This is a genomic window from Hymenobacter sp., from assembly GCF_036388155.1.
Taxonomy (GTDB): Bacteria; Bacteroidota; Bacteroidia; order Cytophagales; family Hymenobacteraceae; genus Hymenobacter.
The window spans coordinates 37,664-53,967 of record NZ_DASVSI010000129.1 but is presented as its reverse complement, the minus strand read 5'-3'; the positions used below and the strand labels follow the sequence as shown (position 1 = coordinate 53,967).

At 60.2% G+C, this 16,304-nt stretch carries 14 protein-coding genes; 8 read left to right on the top strand and 6 right to left on the bottom strand.

Annotated features, from left to right (window positions below; translation table 11 throughout):
• Positions 1-60: 60 nt before the first annotated feature.
• Complete coding sequence (dnaE, locus tag VF629_RS18065) at positions 61-3,774, top strand: DNA polymerase III subunit alpha (RefSeq protein ID WP_331059897.1); 3,714 nt, start codon at positions 61-63, stop codon at positions 3,772-3,774.
• Between the two features lie 191 nt (positions 3,775-3,965).
• Entirely contained in the window at positions 3,966-4,295 is a 330-nt protein-coding gene (gene trxA, locus VF629_RS18060) for a thioredoxin (RefSeq protein ID WP_068192441.1), read from the top strand.
• 91 nt (positions 4,296-4,386) lie between these two features.
• On the opposite strand, the gene VF629_RS18055 is transcribed toward trxA, so the two are convergent.
• On the bottom strand, positions 4,387-4,761 hold the full coding sequence (locus VF629_RS18055) for a hypothetical protein (RefSeq protein WP_331059896.1): 375 nt from the start codon (positions 4,759-4,761) through the stop codon (positions 4,387-4,389).
• Between the two features lie 357 nt (positions 4,762-5,118).
• Here VF629_RS18055 and VF629_RS18050 point away from each other — a divergent pair, with 357 nt between their 5' ends.
• Together VF629_RS18050 and VF629_RS18045 are read left to right on the top strand one after the other, a co-directional pair.
• On the top strand, positions 5,119-5,550 hold the full coding sequence (locus tag VF629_RS18050; protein ID WP_331059895.1) for a hypothetical protein: 432 nt from the start codon (positions 5,119-5,121) through the stop codon (positions 5,548-5,550).
• A gap of 200 nt (positions 5,551-5,750) precedes the next feature.
• Entirely contained in the window at positions 5,751-7,040 is a 1,290-nt protein-coding gene (locus tag VF629_RS18045) for an aminopeptidase P N-terminal domain-containing protein (RefSeq protein ID WP_331059894.1), read from the top strand.
• 142 nt (positions 7,041-7,182) lie between these two features.
• On the opposite strand, the gene VF629_RS18040 is transcribed toward VF629_RS18045, so the two are convergent.
• The 4 genes from VF629_RS18040 to VF629_RS18025 form a co-directional block, all read right to left on the bottom strand.
• The gene (locus VF629_RS18040) at positions 7,183-7,737 is read right to left on the bottom strand and encodes a DUF4252 domain-containing protein (RefSeq protein ID WP_331059893.1); all 555 of its coding nucleotides are present in this window, start codon (positions 7,735-7,737) and stop codon (positions 7,183-7,185) included.
• Between the two features lie 91 nt (positions 7,738-7,828).
• Positions 7,829-9,454 carry a hypothetical protein gene (locus VF629_RS18035; RefSeq protein ID WP_331059892.1) on the bottom strand — a complete coding sequence of 542 codons (1,626 nt, stop codon included), beginning with the start codon at positions 9,452-9,454 and terminating at the stop codon, positions 7,829-7,831.
• A 101-nt stretch (positions 9,455-9,555) separates the two neighbouring features.
• Positions 9,556-9,966 carry an EVE domain-containing protein gene (locus tag VF629_RS18030; RefSeq protein WP_331059891.1) on the bottom strand — a complete coding sequence of 137 codons (411 nt, stop codon included), beginning with the start codon at positions 9,964-9,966 and terminating at the stop codon, positions 9,556-9,558.
• A gap of 138 nt (positions 9,967-10,104) precedes the next feature.
• A complete protein-coding gene (locus VF629_RS18025) occupies positions 10,105-10,515 on the bottom strand; it encodes a hypothetical protein (protein ID WP_331059890.1) in 411 nt (136 codons plus the stop codon).
• A gap of 140 nt (positions 10,516-10,655) precedes the next feature.
• Between VF629_RS18025 and polX the strand changes: the two genes are divergently transcribed.
• From polX to VF629_RS18005, 4 genes are all read left to right on the top strand, one after another.
• Positions 10,656-12,416 carry a DNA polymerase/3'-5' exonuclease PolX gene (gene polX / locus VF629_RS18020; protein WP_331059889.1) on the top strand — a complete coding sequence of 587 codons (1,761 nt, stop codon included), beginning with the start codon at positions 10,656-10,658 and terminating at the stop codon, positions 12,414-12,416.
• A gap of 197 nt (positions 12,417-12,613) precedes the next feature.
• A complete protein-coding gene (locus VF629_RS18015) occupies positions 12,614-13,675 on the top strand; it encodes a glycosyltransferase family 9 protein (protein WP_331059888.1) in 1,062 nt (353 codons plus the stop codon).
• 77 nt (positions 13,676-13,752) lie between these two features.
• Entirely contained in the window at positions 13,753-14,409 is a 657-nt protein-coding gene (locus tag VF629_RS18010; RefSeq protein WP_331059887.1) for a hypothetical protein, read from the top strand.
• A gap of 112 nt (positions 14,410-14,521) precedes the next feature.
• Positions 14,522-14,788: a UBP-type zinc finger domain-containing protein gene (locus VF629_RS18005; protein ID WP_331059886.1), complete on the top strand. Its 267-nt coding sequence runs from the start codon at positions 14,522-14,524 to the stop codon at positions 14,786-14,788.
• 60 nt (positions 14,789-14,848) lie between these two features.
• Here the strand turns inward: VF629_RS18005 and serS are convergent, their stop codons facing one another.
• Complete coding sequence (gene serS / locus VF629_RS18000) at positions 14,849-16,123, bottom strand: serine--tRNA ligase (protein ID WP_331059885.1); 1,275 nt, start codon at positions 16,121-16,123, stop codon at positions 14,849-14,851.
• Positions 16,124-16,304: the final 181 nt, after the last annotated feature.

The window sequence follows — 16,304 nt, the reverse complement described above, 5'->3', positions numbered from 1 at the left end:
TGGGAATGCCCGCCGGCCGGGGGTATCTTTACGATTAGCCCGTTTTCAACGCCCTTCCTTATGCCCGTTTTCTCGCACCTCCACTGCCACACCCAGTATTCGCTGCTCGACGGCCAAGCCAGCATTTCGGCCCTGATGAAGAAGGCGCAGGCCGATGGCATGCCCGCCGTCGCCCTCACCGACCACGGCAACATGTTCGGCGCGTTCAACTTCGTGGCCGAGGCCAATAAATACAACGTGAAGCCCATCGTGGGCTGCGAGTTTTACTTGGTGGAGGACCGGTTTAAGAAAGCCTTCAGCCGGGAAAAAGGGGAGAGGGACGTGCGCCACCACCAGTTGCTACTGGCCAAGGACCAGGCCGGCTATCACAACCTGAGCAAGCTCTGCTCGATGAGCTTCATCGAGGGCGTGTACTCGAAGTTTCCGCGCATCGACAAGGAACTGCTGGTGAAGTACCACGAGGGCCTGATTGCGACGTCGTGCTGCATCGGCGCCGAGATTCCGCAAACCATTTTATTCGGCACCGAGGCCCAGGCCGAGGAAAAGCTGAAGTGGTGGCTGGACTTGTTCGGCGAGGACTACTACATCGAAATTCAGCGCCACGGGCTGATGAACTTCGACGGCACCGGCAAGAGCCAGGAGGACGTGAACCAAATTCTGCTCGGCTTCGCCAGGAAGTACAACGTCAAGGTCATCTGCACCAACGACTCGCACTACGTCAACCAGGACGACTACGCGGCCCACGACTTGCTGCTGTGCGTGAACACGGGCGAGGAGCACAGCATCCCGGTGGGCGACATGCGCACCAACTACTACACCCTGATGACGGGCAAGGGCGAGGTGAAGTACGACCTGCTCGACAACCTGCGCCGCGACCATTCCCGCGACGAAAAAGCCCAGCGCCAGCTCCGCCGCATCGACGAGGAACTGCAGAAGCCCAAGCCGCACACCCGCTTCGGCTTCGCCAACGACCAGTTCTTCTTCAAGACCCAGGAACAGATGAACAAGCTGTTCCACGACGTGCCGGAGAGCGTGGACAACACCAACGAGATTGTCGACAAAATCACGCCGCCCAAGCTGCAGCGCGACATTCTGCTGCCCAACTTCCCTATTCCCGCGCCCTTCGCCAACGCCGACGAGTTTCTGCGCGAGCTAACCTACGTGGGCGCCTTCGGGCCGAGCGCCGGCACCGGCACCGTGACGATGACCAAGCCGCCACGCTACTCTGAGCGCACGCCCGAAATCGAGGAACGGCTTGATTATGAGTTGCGCATCATTCAGACGATGGGTTTCGCGGGCTACTTCCTCATCACCCAGGACTTCATCAACCACGGCCGCAACATCGGCGTGGCCGTGGGCCCGGGCCGGGGCTCGGCCGCTGGTTCGGCGGTGGCCTACTGCGTAGGTATCACCAACATCGACCCGATTAAGTACTCGTTGCTGTTTGAGCGTTTCCTCAATCCTGAGCGTGTGTCGATGCCTGATATTGACATTGACTTTGACGACGTGAACCGTCAGAAAGTCATCGACTACGTGGTGGGGAAATACGGCAAGACGCAGGTGGCCCAGATTATCACCTTCGGCACCATGGCCGCCAAGTCCAGCATCAAGGACGTGGCGCGGGCCATGGAGCTGCCCCTGCCGCAGACCAACGACCTCACCAAGATGGTGCCCGAAAAACCGGGTACCACGCTAGCCGGCGCCTTCGCCGAAAACCAGGAGCTCGACATGATTCGGCGCGACGACTCGCCGGACAACCTCAAGGGCCAGATTCTGCGCCTCGCCACGCAGCTGGAAGGCTCGGTGCGCAACACCGGCATTCACGCGGCGGGCGTCATCATCGCGCCCGACGACATCACGAAGTACATCCCGGTTTCGACCTCCAAGGACTCGGACCTGCTCATTACGCAGTTCGACGGCAAGGTGATTGAATCTGCGGGCATGCTGAAGATGGACTTTCTGGGCCTCAAAACCCTGACCGTCATTGTGGACGCCATGAACCTGATTGAGCGCAACCACGGCGTGAAAATCGACATTGACGAAATTCCGCTCGACGACGAAAAGACCTACGCCCTCTACCAGCGCGGCGACACCATCGGCACCTTCCAGTTTGAATCGGAAGGCATGCGCCAGTATTTGAAGGACTTGAAGCCGACGAATATTGAGGACTTGATTGCCATGAACGCCCTATACCGGCCGGGCCCGATGCAGTTTATCCCGAACTTCATCAACCGCAAGCACGGCCGCGAGGAAGTGGTGTACCCGCACGAGCTGCTTAAGCCCATTCTGGAGTACAGCCAGGGCATCATGGTGTACCAGGAGCAGATTATGCAGACGGCCCAGATTCTGGCCGGCTACTCCCTGGGCGGCGCCGACTTGCTGCGCCGCGCCATGGGCAAGAAGGACATGAAAAAGATGGCCTTGGAGCGCGAGAAGTTCATCGAAGGCGCCAAAACCATCCACGGCATCCCAGCCAAGAAGGCCAACGAAGTCTTCGACGTGATGGAGAAATTTGCCGAGTACGGCTTCAACCGCTCGCACTCGGCCGCCTACTCCGTGGTGGCCTACCAGACCGGTTACCTGAAGGCGAACTACCCCGCCGAGTATATGGCCGCGGTGCTCACCAACAACATGGGCGACATCAAGAAGGTGACCTTCTTCATTGAGGAGGCCCGCAAGCAGGGCGTGCCCGTGCTCGGGCCCGACGTAAACGAAAGCTTGCTGAAGTTCAACGTGAACCAGGAGGGTGCCATCCGTTTCGGCATGGGCGCCGTGAAAGGGGCGGGCGAACTCGCGGTGGAAAGCATGGTGCAGGAGCGAGAGAAAAGCGGCGAGTACACCGACATTTTCGACTTTGCCAAGCGCGTGAACCTGCGCACCGTGAACAAGAAAACTTTCGAAAGTCTGGCCCAGGCCGGCGCTTTCGACGGCTTTGGCAAGCACCGGCGCTTGTATCTCGACGCGCCTTCCGGTGACCAGAACCTCATCGAGAAGGCCATGAGAATGGGCCAGCAGCACGCCGCTGCAAAGGAGTCGGCTCAGCACAGCTTGTTTGGGGCGGGCGCCTTTGGAGCCGTGGCCGCGCCGCTGCCCAAGATGCACGAGATGGAGCCCTGGAGCAAAACCGAGCAGTTGCGCCGCGAAAAAGAAGTGGTGGGCTTCTACCTCTCGGGCCACCCGCTCGACAGCTACAAGCTGGAGCTGGACGCCTACTGCACCTGCGGCTTGGACAAGGTTGAGGAAATTAAGAACAAGGAAATTGCCGTGGCGGGCCTCATCACCAACGTGTTGTTCAAGACCACCAAAACTGGCCAGCCCTTCTGCACCTTCACCCTGGAGGACTACGAGACGAGCATCAGCCCAGCGCTATTCCGCGACGACTATACCAAGTTTGCGCCCCTCATCAACCCGCGCAACTACCCCAACGAGCAGGTGCCCCCCATGTACGTGAAGCTCAAGCAGGAGCTGCGCCGCCACACCCAGGACCAATGGGACCTGCGCATCCTCACGATGGAGCCCCTGGCCGACGTGGCCGAGAAGCGCAGCAAGGGCGTGCGCGTGCGCCTCGACCTGCGCACCGTGACCGGCCCTATGCTCGACCGCCTGCAGGACGCCATCGACCACGCCCCGGGCAGCAAGCGCCTCGAGATTCAGTTCGTGGAGCCGCACGAGCACCTGGCCGTGGACATGTTCTCGCGGCGCTTCCAGATTGAGCCCAAAACTTTCATCGAAAAGATGCACGAGATGGAGATGGAAGTCTGCACCCTCATCTAGTCACTGTCGGCGTCCAACGTGGTTTTGTGGGCTTTCGGATAGCCAATTGGGCCATTGGCTGGCGGCGGAGACGGGTGGGCTACGAAGGGGCTGAACTTTACCTCGCAGACGATGTTAAGCAACCAATCTGCTACCTTGCGACCCCGTTGGCCGTACACGCCAGACCATCATTAACCCCAACCCAAACTGAAATGGGACACAAAGCAATTGAAATAACCGACGCCAACTTTGACGAAATCATCGCCGGCGACAAGCCTGTATTAGTCGATTTCTGGGCCGAATGGTGCGGCCCCTGCCGCATGGTAGGCCCCGTAGTGGAAGAATTGGCCGGTGAATACGAAGGCAAAGTGGTAGTGGGCAAAGTTGACGTTGACGCCAACCCCCAGACCTCGATGAAGTTCGGCATCCGCAGCATCCCCACGCTGCTGGTTTTCAAGAACGGTCAAATCGTTGACAAGCAAGTAGGCGCCGTGCCCAAGCACGTGCTGGCTCAGAAACTCGAAGCTCAGGTAACGGCCTAATTCACCCGTTGCGAATATAAAAAAGCCCCTTGCCGGATAGGTAAGGGGCTTTTTTCGTTGAAAGACAGTTTTTGAAGGGTTGGTGTTTGGCTTAGTTCATTTGGCGGATGCACCGCGCCCGGCGCGCCCGGGCTTCCTGCCGCGCCCGCTGCTTGAGGTGGTTTTGGTTCTGGTGCAGTTGCCAGCGCAGCTGCTGCGGCGTGGTAAAGCTCTTGCTGGGTGCCAGGCCCCGGTACGCGGTGCGGTGCGTCTTGAGCGATGACTTGCGGGTCAGGCTGAATGCTGAGGTCTTGCGCGAGGCCGCTTTGGTAGCGGCGGCGGCCCGGCGTTCGGCCGCAGCGGTTTTGCGCTCGGCAGCGGCTGGGGTTTCGGTGGGCGGGGTAGGCTTGTGGGTGGTGCGGGCGTTGCTGACAGTGGAGAGGAAAAGGCCAGCAGCAGCCAATAGAAGGTAAAGGTGTTGTTTCATGGAGCGCAGAGGAACAGGATGGTTTATGAAGTGAAAGAAGGATGAATGCTTCCGCACCGTGAGGGGCTTGGAAGTGCACTAAAGTATGGAATAATAGATTTAGATAAAATAATATTCATACTAAATCATCGCTGCTTCAAAAAAATAACATTGCAACCCTGGTCTCTTGCTTTTGGCGGGTGTAAACCAAGGGCAATTGACGGTGCGTCGAATTACTTGGCACGGTTCTGAGACGTATACACTTGGGTTGCCAATGGCCCAGCCGCGTAAACTCGCAAAAAAGGCTACATTGGCGGCCCCGGCGAAGCCCGATGCTTCACCCATATTCCATCTTTCACCTTTCATTTTCCACATTTTATGAAGCGCATTCTCGGTTTCCTCGTTTCCCTGAGCCTGCTGGGTGGCTCCGTCACTCTGGCCCAAACGCCCACCGTCACGTCTACTTCCAAAACGAGCACGAGTTCCTCGGAAACCACCACGGCCCAAGCCCCGGCTACTCGCACGACCACCAAGTCGAGCACCAACCCGGCCGGCATGACCAAGTCGTCGATGTCGACCAAGAGCGAGGCCACCACAAGCAAGTCGAGCACCATGACCACGCCCTCGGGCGTGACCAAGACCTTGACCAGCACCAAAATGAAGGCCGACGGCACGCCCGACATGCGCTATTCGACCAACAAAACCGCCAGCACCAAAACCGTTACGGGCCCCATGAAAGCCGACGGCACGGCCGACATGCGCTACAAAACCAACAAGACGACCACCAAGTCGGTGAAGCCAAAAATGTAAGTCACGTCATATAGGCAACGAAAGGCCCTCGCCCTTTTGGCGGGGGCTTTTTGTTGTGGGTAGCAAGGGCAGTGCGTTTTAGCGTGGCGACAAAGGCGGGAGATGGTCAAAACACGGAGATTACCGCTTTTTGGTGGCCCGCGCCGGCGCAACAGCGGCCCTTCGCCTAACTTGCGCGCCCATTCCCAACCCCGCTACACATGCGCTACGCCCCCCTCGCTCCCGAGCTTTTTGTTGAAAACCGCCGCCGTTTCCGCGAGTTGCTGCCGCCGGCGTCGCTGGCCATTTTCCAGTCCAACGACATCATGCCCACCAACGCCGACGGCACCATGGCGTTTCGGCAAAACAACGACCTGTTCTACCTGAGCGGCGTCGACCAGGAGGAGAGCATCCTGGTGCTGTTTCCGGATGCGCGCCTGCCGCAGCACCGCGAAATCCTGTTCCTGAAGGAAACGTCGGAGCACATTCTCATTTGGGAGGGCTACAAGCTGACCAAGGACGAGGCCCGCCAGAACTCCGGCATTGGCACCATCATGTGGCTCGACAGCTTCAAGTCGGTGCTGCCCGCGCTGATGAACGAGGCTGAGAACGTGTACCTGAACTCGAACGAGCACATTCGGGCCGTGGTGGAAGTAGAAACGCGCGACGCCCGCTTCATCAAAGCTATTCAGGGCCAGTACCCGCTGCACACCTACCGCCGCGCGGCGCCGCTGCTGCACCGCCTACGCGCCATCAAGACGGCCGAGGAAATTCGGGTGATGCGCCAGGCCTGCGACATCACGGGCAAGGCGTTTCGGCGGTTGATGGGCTTTGTGAAGCCGGGCGTGTGGGAGTTCGAAATCGAAGCCGAAATCGTGCACGAATTCATGCGCAACCGCAGCCGGGGCCCGGCCTACGGCAGCATCGTGGCCAGCGGCAAAAACGCCAACGTGCTGCACTACACCACTAACGACAACCAGTGCCAGGACGGCGACGTCATTCTGCTCGACTTTGGTGCCGAGTACGCCAACTACGCTGCCGACCTTTCGCGCAGCATCCCCGTGAATGGCAAATTCACCGCCCGCCAGCGCCAGGTGTATGATGCCGTGCTGGCTGTGATGAACTTCGCCAAAACCCGCCTCGTGCCCGGCAATGAAATCGAGGAATACCACCGCCAGGTGGGCGAGTTTATGGAGCAGGAACTCATCAAGCTCGACCTGTTGAATGCCGCCGATGTGAAGAACCAAGACCCCGCCGCGCCGCTCTACAAGAAGTATTTCATGCACGGTACCAGCCACTACCTTGGACTCGACGTGCACGACGTGGGCTACAAATACCGCACCTTCGAGGCGGGCATGGTGTACACCTGCGAGCCCGGCATCTACATCCCCGAAGAGGGCCTGGGCATCCGCCTGGAAAACGACATCCTCCTCACCGCCAACGGCAACGAGGACCTGATGGCCGACATTCCCCTAAAGGCTGAGGAGATTGAGGCGTTGATGGCTCGCTAATGCGCTGATTCTTTAATGTGCTGATGTGCTGGCACATGGGTTTGTCCAAATGAAAAGGCCAGTTCCTGAACGGAACTGGCCTTTCTTTTAAAGCGACTGTGCGAATACCTTCAGCACATCAGCACATCGAGAAATCAACACATTAACGAGCGGTTGCCTGCACAATCTGGGGGAGGTATTTACTCAGGGCTTCTACTTGTGAGCGGGTGAAATTTCCCTGCACCGACACCAGCACGAACGAATCGGCTACATCGGGCAGGGTGCCCAGCGCGGCAAACTCCGATACGCTACTGCCCGAGCCGCGAGTGGAAATGGCGTAGTTGCTGCCGCCAAACCCGGCCGTGGAAAGCGGCTCGTACTTGTTGTTGCGAAGTATTCCTTCGGCCTCGCCGCGCAAGCCTTGCGCGGCCAGTTCCTGGGCCGAAGAAGTGGTGGGCGTGAAGCTGATGACCCGCGCCGAGCGGATGCCGGTGATGGCATCGGTGAGGTTGGAGCCGCCCAGCAGCTTGGCGGCTTTCACCAAGGCCAGACGTTGGAGCAAGTCGGCCGACCACTCGGTGGCTTTGAAACCGCTGCGCTTTTCGTATTTCGAGAAGAAGGATGCCACGGTGGTGGCCGGCGTGCCGGGACCGCCGGCGCGGCAGCCTACAAGCAGCAAAAACAGGAAAAGGGCGGGGAAACGAAGTTTTAGAATCATGGGGCAAAGGTGGCGAGAAGATGGGTGCGTTGTACGCATACTCACCTCGGCACGGTTGCCTGGCGCCAGCCGCAACGGCTAACGACACGCCCTAAAAAACGATGGAGTTGAGAAAAAACACTTCGCGGTCAGGGCCGTTGCCGGCGCGCACCCGCTGGTAGCCAATGGCCACAAAGCGGCTGCCAAACCACGGCAGAATATCGGCCTGCTGCGTGCTGGTAACTTTTTCAATGGGGACGGCGCTGGTCTTGGCGCCGGTGGTATCAGCAGCGGGGCTAACACCGGTTTGTAGCGGCACCTCGTGGTCATTGGGCGCCGCCTCGGCCCGGTTGATGATTTTGTAGCGCAGCTTTTCTTCGTCGAGGTAGGCCAGCACCAGGCGGCCGTCGGGCAGGGTTTGCAGGCGCACGGCTTCTTCGAGCTCGTAGCGGCGCAGGTTCTCCACCACAAAGGTGTTGTCCCAGAGCAGCGTGCCGGCCCGGTCGAAGCCGCACACTAGGGCGTGGGTGGTTTGGTAGCCGTCGAACACGCGCGAGCTGCCGTAGTTGGCCGACCCAAACTGGTTGCCGATGTTGTTGAACGGCCCCATGTAGTTGTTGTAGCTGTTGTAGCGGTAGTGCGGGTAGTACACTTCGGCCACCAGCACGTAGCCGCCGTCGGGCTGGGGCAGCAGCTCGTGCAGCAGCAGCCGGTAGCGCCACCGCAGCGGCGGCACGGAGCGGGCCGCGCGGCGCTCGTTGCGCTCGCGCAGGCGGGCCTGGCGCCGGGGCTTGAGGTAGTCGAAAAAGTGCTTGAGGCGCAGGAAGTCGTAGAAGCGCAGCGGGGGCTTGATGCCCGCGTTGGCGGCGGTGCGCAGGTCGGTGGCGAACAAGCCTTGCGCGTAAGCGGGGTTGCGCAACGAGTACGTGCCCATGAGCAAGCGGGCGGTGGTGTCTTGCGGGGGCGTAAGCTGGGCCGTGATTAGGCTGCGCTCGCTCTCGGCTTGCACAAACTCAGAGCTGACGAGCTGGCCGCGTTCGGTGAGGCGCTTGAGTAACAGGCGGCTCTTGCGGCCGTTGGTTTGGCTCAGCACGTACTCGGCGCGACGGCTGGCGGCATCGGCCACAAACGTGAGCTGGGTGGGCAGCGGCTCGTAGATGGACGACAGGTACTGCATCTGGCCGGTGGCCAGGTCCAGCAACAGGGCCGACACGTGCAGTTGGTCGTTGAGCAGCACCGTGGCAAACAGGCGGCCGTCCACGGCTTTCAGCTCCACCACTTCCTTGCTCAGCTTGCTTTCGTACTGCTGGGTGCGCACCTCGCCCAGATGGCCATTGTAAGCTGCTGCCCACAACCGGCCCGGTTTGCTGCGCGAAGAGAACAGGGCAAACACGACGTTGCCTTCGGAGCACATGCGCGTGAAGTCAAACTCTTCGGGCACTTCCAGGGCCAGTTCGTTGCGCAGCCGCAGGGTGTGGTCGTACTGCTGAAAGGCAAAGTTGTTTTTGCTGGAAAGGGGCCGGTCGCGGCCAATAAGCAGGACCACTGTGCTGTCGGCCGGCAGGGTCTGCACGTGCACCTCGCTTTCGCCGGGTTCGAGGGGCAGCTCGGTGCGGGCCACCTGCCGGGGCGCGTTGGGCGGCGGCGGGGCATCCTTGGAGCGCTTTTGCGCGCGCAAATTCAGCGGCCCGGTGAGCGCCAGTAACAAGAGCAGTAGAGAAAGGAAGCGGAAGTTCATGCCCGGGCGTGGCGAAGAAAGCAACTACAAAACCCACTTTCACCAGTGAGGTTTACTCTAAAGTTACGACCGCAGCAGCCGTTTACGCGTTGCAAGGGCCTTTATTTCGTGCTCAACGCCAGCACGGCGTCAAACTCTTCGGGCCGCACCGGCAGCACCGACAGGCGCGACTGGCGCAGCAGGGCCAGTTCGGCCAACCGGGCATCGGCTTTGAGCTGGGCCAGGCTCACGGGTTGGGGCAGCGGGTGCACCGGGCGCAACGCCACTGCCACCCACGGCGAGCCGGCTTCGGCCGTGGCGTCGGGTGCGGCCAGGGCGGCCACTTCGGCCACGCCCACCACGGCTTTTTCGCTCACGCTGTGGTAAAACAGTACCAGGTCGCCGGGCTGCATCAGGTTCAGGTTGTTGCGGGCTTGGTAGTTGCGCACGCCGGTCCAGGCGGTGCCGTCTTCCTGCACAAAAGTGGCCCAAGAGTAAGCTTCAGGTTCGGATTTAACGAGCCAATGTTTCAACGGGTAAGGAAAATGATAGGTGGGAATGCGGACTAGTAGGAATGCAAACCAGCGGCCCGCTTAGGCATCAGATGCCCACCAGCCGCTGGTTTACACACTGCAAAGGAAATATATTAACAGAGTAAGTGGCTTAATGACTTATTGCAAGCGTTTTACCTTCAATACTTTCTTTTCTGCGGAAATGATTTCCAGGGTGTAGTCGGGTTCCTGGCCGTCGGTGAGGTGGATGCGCAGGCGGTTGTCGCCGGCATCTGTCCACGTGCCCGGGCGGCCAGCTAAGCCGTCGGTCGGGGCGATGTCGAATTGCTCGAACCGACCGAACGGCTTGATGGCAAAGCCCGTGCGGCCCCGCGCCGGCGGGAAGTTGTAGGTGTTGGGGCGGTACACCAGGGTGTCGCCGCTGGTTTCCTCGTGCGAGGCCAGCCAAGTTCCTTCAATCTGTTTCATGGCGGTGGGGGTGACAACGGCGGGCTTGCGCTGCTGGCACGTGGCCGACAACAGCAGCAACGACAACGGAAGCAGCCGGGTGAACGAACGAAGCGTATTCATAGAAATAACTTAGCAATGTGGGTGGGCGGAAAGGTAGCGCTAATCAGGCTGGTACGCGATGCCGGCAGTTATGGCCGCCGTTCAGCCGCTCGCGTAAGTCTCCCCAACCGCTACATTCGTTCCCACAAACCCCCTGCCCCGTGGATAATCGCGCCCTGACCCGCGCCTTCAAGCTGGCCGCCCAGCTGATGGAGCTGCACGACGAAAACCCTTTTAAAATTCGCGCCATCGAAGGCACAGCCAATGCCCTCGACGCCTTGAGCTTTCCGGTGTCCGAAATTGAGCGCTCGGGCCTGCCCGACCGCACCGGCCTGAGCAAAACCGCCGCCGCCAAAGTGGCCGAGCTGCTCGATACTGGCACGTTTTCCGAGCTGCAGCGCCTGCTCGAAGCCACCCCACCCGGCGTGGTCGAGATGCTGGGCATCAAAGGCATCGGGCCCAAAAAAATTCGCAGCCTGTGGCGTGAGCTGGGCATCGAAAGCACGGAGCAGCTGCGCGAGGCCGCCGAAAGCGACCAAGTCAGCAAGCTGAAAGGCTTCGGCAAAAAGACCCAAGAGTCCATCCTCGAAGCCTTAGAATTTGCCGGCCAAAGCAAAGGCAAACTGCTTTACCCGCAGGCCGAACAACTAGCCGAAGACATTGCCCAGCGCCTGCGCGACGCCCTAAAAACCGAAAAAGTGGCCGTAACTGGCGAAATCCGCCGCCGCCTCGAGACCGTGGAAACCGTGCGCGTGGTGGCCGCCACCGACCAGCCCCTGAAAGCCCACGAACTGCTGAACTCAATGGACGGCCTTACCGCCGACCTGCGCCGTTCGGGCCCGTTTGCGTGGCGTGGCACTGCCACCCAATCCGGCGTGCAGGTAGAAGTGCTGCTCGTGTCTCCCGAGGCCTTCACCACGGAAGTGTTCCTAAACTCGGCTGCCGAAGAACATTTAGATGAAGCCCTGCCCGGCGTGGAGGGGCACGGCGGTGGCGCACCGGCCACCTTGCGCCAGTGGGCGCGCCGCGAACAATTTCAGCAGGAAGAGGCGCTTTATGAGAAAGCCGGCCTGCAATTCGTGGTGCCTGAACTGCGCGAAGGGCTAGGCGAAATTGCCCTGGCCGCCGATAAAAAGCTGCCCCGCCTGCTCCAAGATGGCGACCTGCGCGGCTCCCTTCACAACCACAGCACCTATTCCGACGGCAACCACAGCCTGCGCGAAATGGCCACCTGGCTGCGCGACCACGGCTATGAGTACCTCGGCATTTGCGACCACAGCCAGGCCGCGCACTACGCCAACGGCCTCGGCCCGGAGCGGGTGCGCCAGCAGCAGCAGGAAATCGACAAGCTGAACGCGGAATTGGCCCCGTTCCGCATTTTCAAGGGCATCGAAAGCGACATCCTCGGCGATGGCTCGCTGGACTACGCGCCCGATGTGCTGGCCAGCTTCGACTTCATCGTGGCCTCGGTGCATTCCAACTTGAAAATGGATGAGCGCAAAGCCACCGACCGCCTGCTGCGCGCCATCGAAAACCCCTACACCACCATGCTGGGGCACCCCACCGGCCGCCTGCTGCTGCGCCGCCAAGGCTACCCCATCGACTACAAAGCCGTCATCGACGCCTGCGCCAAGCACCAGGTAATCATCGAAATCAATGCCAACCCCTGGCGCCTCGACCTCGACTGGCGCTGGGTGCGCTACGCCCTCGACCAAGGCGTACAGCTCAGCATCAACCCCGACGCCCACCATACCGACGGCTACGCCGACATGCGCTACGGCGTGCTCATGGGCCGCAAGGGGCTGTTGACTAAGGAAATGACCTTCAACGCTAAGTCGGCGGACGAAGCCGCGGCGTACTTTGAAGCGCGGAAAGCCAACATCACGCCCCCATTAGAATACAAGAAGTCGTTGTTCGAGTAGTTGAACAGCAAACTCCCCTCCTTATCAGGGAGGGGAGTTTGCCGCGCGCGGCAACTGGGGTGGTTGCGGGCGTCTGGGTCTTTGACACGAAATCGTTCCGGCGTTGTTCAACAACTCAACCACTCCCGTCCGAACCTTCGGTTCGAACATCCCCTCCTCGGCTGAGGAGGGGAGTTTGGACGTTCTACCGGCATTGCATGAAAATTCTCGTTCTCCGCTTCTCCTCCATCGGCGACATCGTGCTCACCACGCCGGTGGTGCGCGCCCTAGCCCAGCAGGTAGCGGGGGCGGAGGTGCACTATGCCACCAAGCCAGCCTACCGGAGCCTGCTGGAACCCAACCCTTACATCGCCAAAGTGCACTGCCTCACCGGCAGTCTGGGCGAGTTGGTGCAGGCCCTGAAAGCTGAGCGGTTCGACTACATCATCGACCTGCACAACAACCTGCGCACCCGCTTGCTCAAGCTACGGCTCGGCGTGCCGGCCAGCAGCTTCGACAAGCTGAATTGGCAAAAATGGTTGCTGGTCAACTTCAAAATTGACAAACTACCGCGGGTGCACATCGTGCAGCGCTACCTCGAAACCGGCGCCGCGCTGGGCCTTAAAGACGACCGGCAGGGGCTCGACTATTTCATTCCAGCTGGCCAAGAAGTTGAGTTGACCACACTCCCAGCGCCGTTTCAGCGGGGCTACGTGGCCGTGGCCATCGGTGCCCAGCACGCCACCAAGCGCCTGCCCGTTGAAAAGCTGATTGAGCTGTGCGCCAAGCTGGCCCGGCCCATCGTGCTGCTCGGCGGGCCCGAGGACGAAAGCATCGGCCACGTCATCGAGCAGGCGTTTGGAGCGAATGTTGCCCGGGCCACGCCCGCGGCCACCATTCCCGACGACCCTTACCGTTTCCCCGCCAAGTCGGCGGACCGTCAGGCTCCTCAGACGTTGATACACAACGGCTGCGGGCGCTATTCACTGCATCAGTCGGCCTCGCTGCTGCGCCAAGCGCAGTTCGTGGTGAGCCACGACACGGGCCTGATGCACATCGCGGCTGCGTTCGGCAAGGAAATTTTCAGCGTGTGGGGCAATACCGTCCCGGCCTTTGGGATGTACCCCTACCGCACCGATTTTCGGGTGCTGGAGGTGCCCGGCTTGCCGTGCCGCCCGTGTTCCAAGATTGGGTTTGAGAAATGCCCGCAAGGCCATTTCAAGTGCATGCGCGACCAAGCGCTGAATTTGGAATTACCGCCGACCCGTGACGGCCGATAAAGCAGAAAAGATGCTATATTTGTAAGCCTCTAAGCCGGCTTAATGCAATTTCTTTTTCACCTTTTTCGAATCGCTGTATGCGTCTTTCTACTCTTCGGACCACCGCTGTTGTGGTCTTTGCTGCCTTGCTGCTCACTGCGTGCGGGCCAACTATTTATTTGGCTAAGGATTTCCGGACCTATGCCCCCTCGCACAAAGTGGTGGCCATTCTGCCGGCCGACGTAACCATGCAGTTGCGCCCCAACCAAGCCAAAAACACCTCCGCTGCCCAGCAGCACGACATGGAGGCCAAAAGCGGTGTGGACTTCCAGGAAAAAATCTACGCGTGGTTGTTGCGCCGCGGCCAGCAGCGCGGCTACACCGTGAGCTTCCAGGACGTGCGCCAGACCGATGCTCGCCTGCGCGAAAGCGGCATTCCCATGGACCAGCTGCGCAGCCGCACGCCCCAGGAATTAGCCAAAATCTTGGGCGTTGACGCCGTGCTGACCACCAGCGTGCGCACCAGCAAGCCCATGAGCGACGGCGCGGCCGTTGCCGTTGGCCTCATTGCTGGCGCCTGGGGTGCTACCAACCAAGCCAACATCACCGTAAACATTCATGAAGGCGGTGCTGGCAACTTGCTGTGGAAGTACGATTACGTGGCTGCTGGCTCGGTGTTCAGCTCGCCCGAAACCATCGTGGACGCGCTGATGCGTAACGCCTCCAAGAAATTTCCTTATACTCCCAAGTCCTAATTTATAAGCACAGGCTAGTGGCAGCAAAAGGGCGGCCCCAACTGCGGTTGGGGCCGCCCTTTTGCTGCCGTTGCATTTGGGAGTGCCTTGTCCCCTCACCCGGCTTCCCACCATGCCAGAACCTTGTCAGCACCTCGCCGCGCTCACGCAGCTCACGCCCGCTGCCGAATACGTTTGCCCCGAATGCGTCGCACTCGGCGATGATTGGGTGCACTTGCGCGCGTGCCAGGAATGCGGCCACATCGGCTGTTGCGACAATTCTAAGAATAAGCACGCCACCCGGCATTACATGGCAACCAAACACCCCGTCATCGCCTCCGCCGAGCCCGGCGAGCGTTGGCTCTGGTGCTATGTGGACGAGGACATGGCAGAATATTAAAGCCACGAAAAAAAGCCCAGCTGAGCAATCAACTGAGCTTTTTTTGTGACTAATACGCGCTTAGCCAATCTTACTGAATCCGCAGTAGCTGTGCAGCACCGCGGGCAGGTTGATGCCCTCCGGCGTCTGGTTGTTTTCTAGCAGCGCGGCCACGATGCGCGGCAGCGCCAGGGCCGAACCGTTCAGCGTGTGCAGTAGCTGGGTTTTGCCACCGTCGGCCCGGTAGCGGCACTTGAGGCGGTTGGCTTGGTAAGTTTCGAAGTTCGAAGCCGAGCTTACTTCCAGCCAACGACCCTGGGCCGCGCTCCACACTTCTAAATCGTAGGTGAGGGCGCTGGTGAAGCCCATATCGCCGCCGCAGAGGCGCAGCACGCGGTAGGGGAGTTCCAGCTTTTGCAGCAGGCCTTCAATGTGCGCCACCATGGTGTCGAGAGCAGCGTAGCTGTGCTCCGGTTCGGTGATTTGTACAATCTCCACCTTGTCGAACTGGTGCAGGCGGTTGAGGCCGCGCACGTCGGCGCCCCAGGAGCCGGCTTCGCGGCGGAAGCAGGGTGTATGGCCAGTTATACGCACCGGCAGTTTATCCAGAGCAATGATTTCGTCCCGGTAAATATTGGTTAGCGGCACCTCAGCCGTGGGAATGAGGTACAGGTCATCCTTGGCGTCGTGGTACATCTGGCCCTCCTTGTCGGGCAGCTGGCCGGTGCCGTAGCCACTGGCCTCGTTCACCAGAATAGGCGGCTGCATTTCGGTGTAGCCCGCTGCTCGGGCTTCGTCCAAAAAGAAGTTGATAAGCGCCCGCTGAAGCCGGGCGCCTTGGTTCTTGTACACCGGGAAGCCGGCACCCGTGATTTTATTGCCCAGCTCAAAGTCGATGATGTCGTACTTCTTAATCAGGTCCCAGTGCGGCTGGGCGGTGGGGCCTAGCTCCGGCTTGGTGCCGTGTTCGTGCACCACCTCGTTATCTTGGGCCGAGCGGCCCTGGGGCACGCTGGCATGGGGCAGGTTGGGCAGCTTAAAGAGTAATTGTTTCTGGCCTTCCTCCACCTGCGCCAGTTCGGCGGCGGCGGCCTGCGTGTGCTGCTTGAGTTCGGCGGTGCGGACTTTGAGGGCTTCGGCGCCGGCTTTGTCACCGGCTTTCATCAGGCCTCCGATTTGGCGGGCCAATTCGTTGGCTTCGGCTTGGGCGGCGTCGTGGCTGGTTTGGAGGGAGCGGCGGCGTTGGTCCAGTTCCAGGATGGCGGCCACGTCGGCTGGGCCGGTGGGGTAGTGTTTTTTGGCCAAGCCGGCCAGTACAAAGTCGGTTTGGTCGCGGAGAACGGAAAGTTGCAGCATGGGATGCGATTGGGAGAACGGGGCAAAGGTCGGAATAAAAAGGACCTCACCGCCGGCTAATTACACAAGTCCGGCCCACCGGTCGCAACTTATTTTCAAGTCTCCCGTGTTTAAAGTCACAGTAGAGGATATCCGATTTGGCGGTTTGTTCGTAATGCGCTAACATTGCGCTAGCAACCGG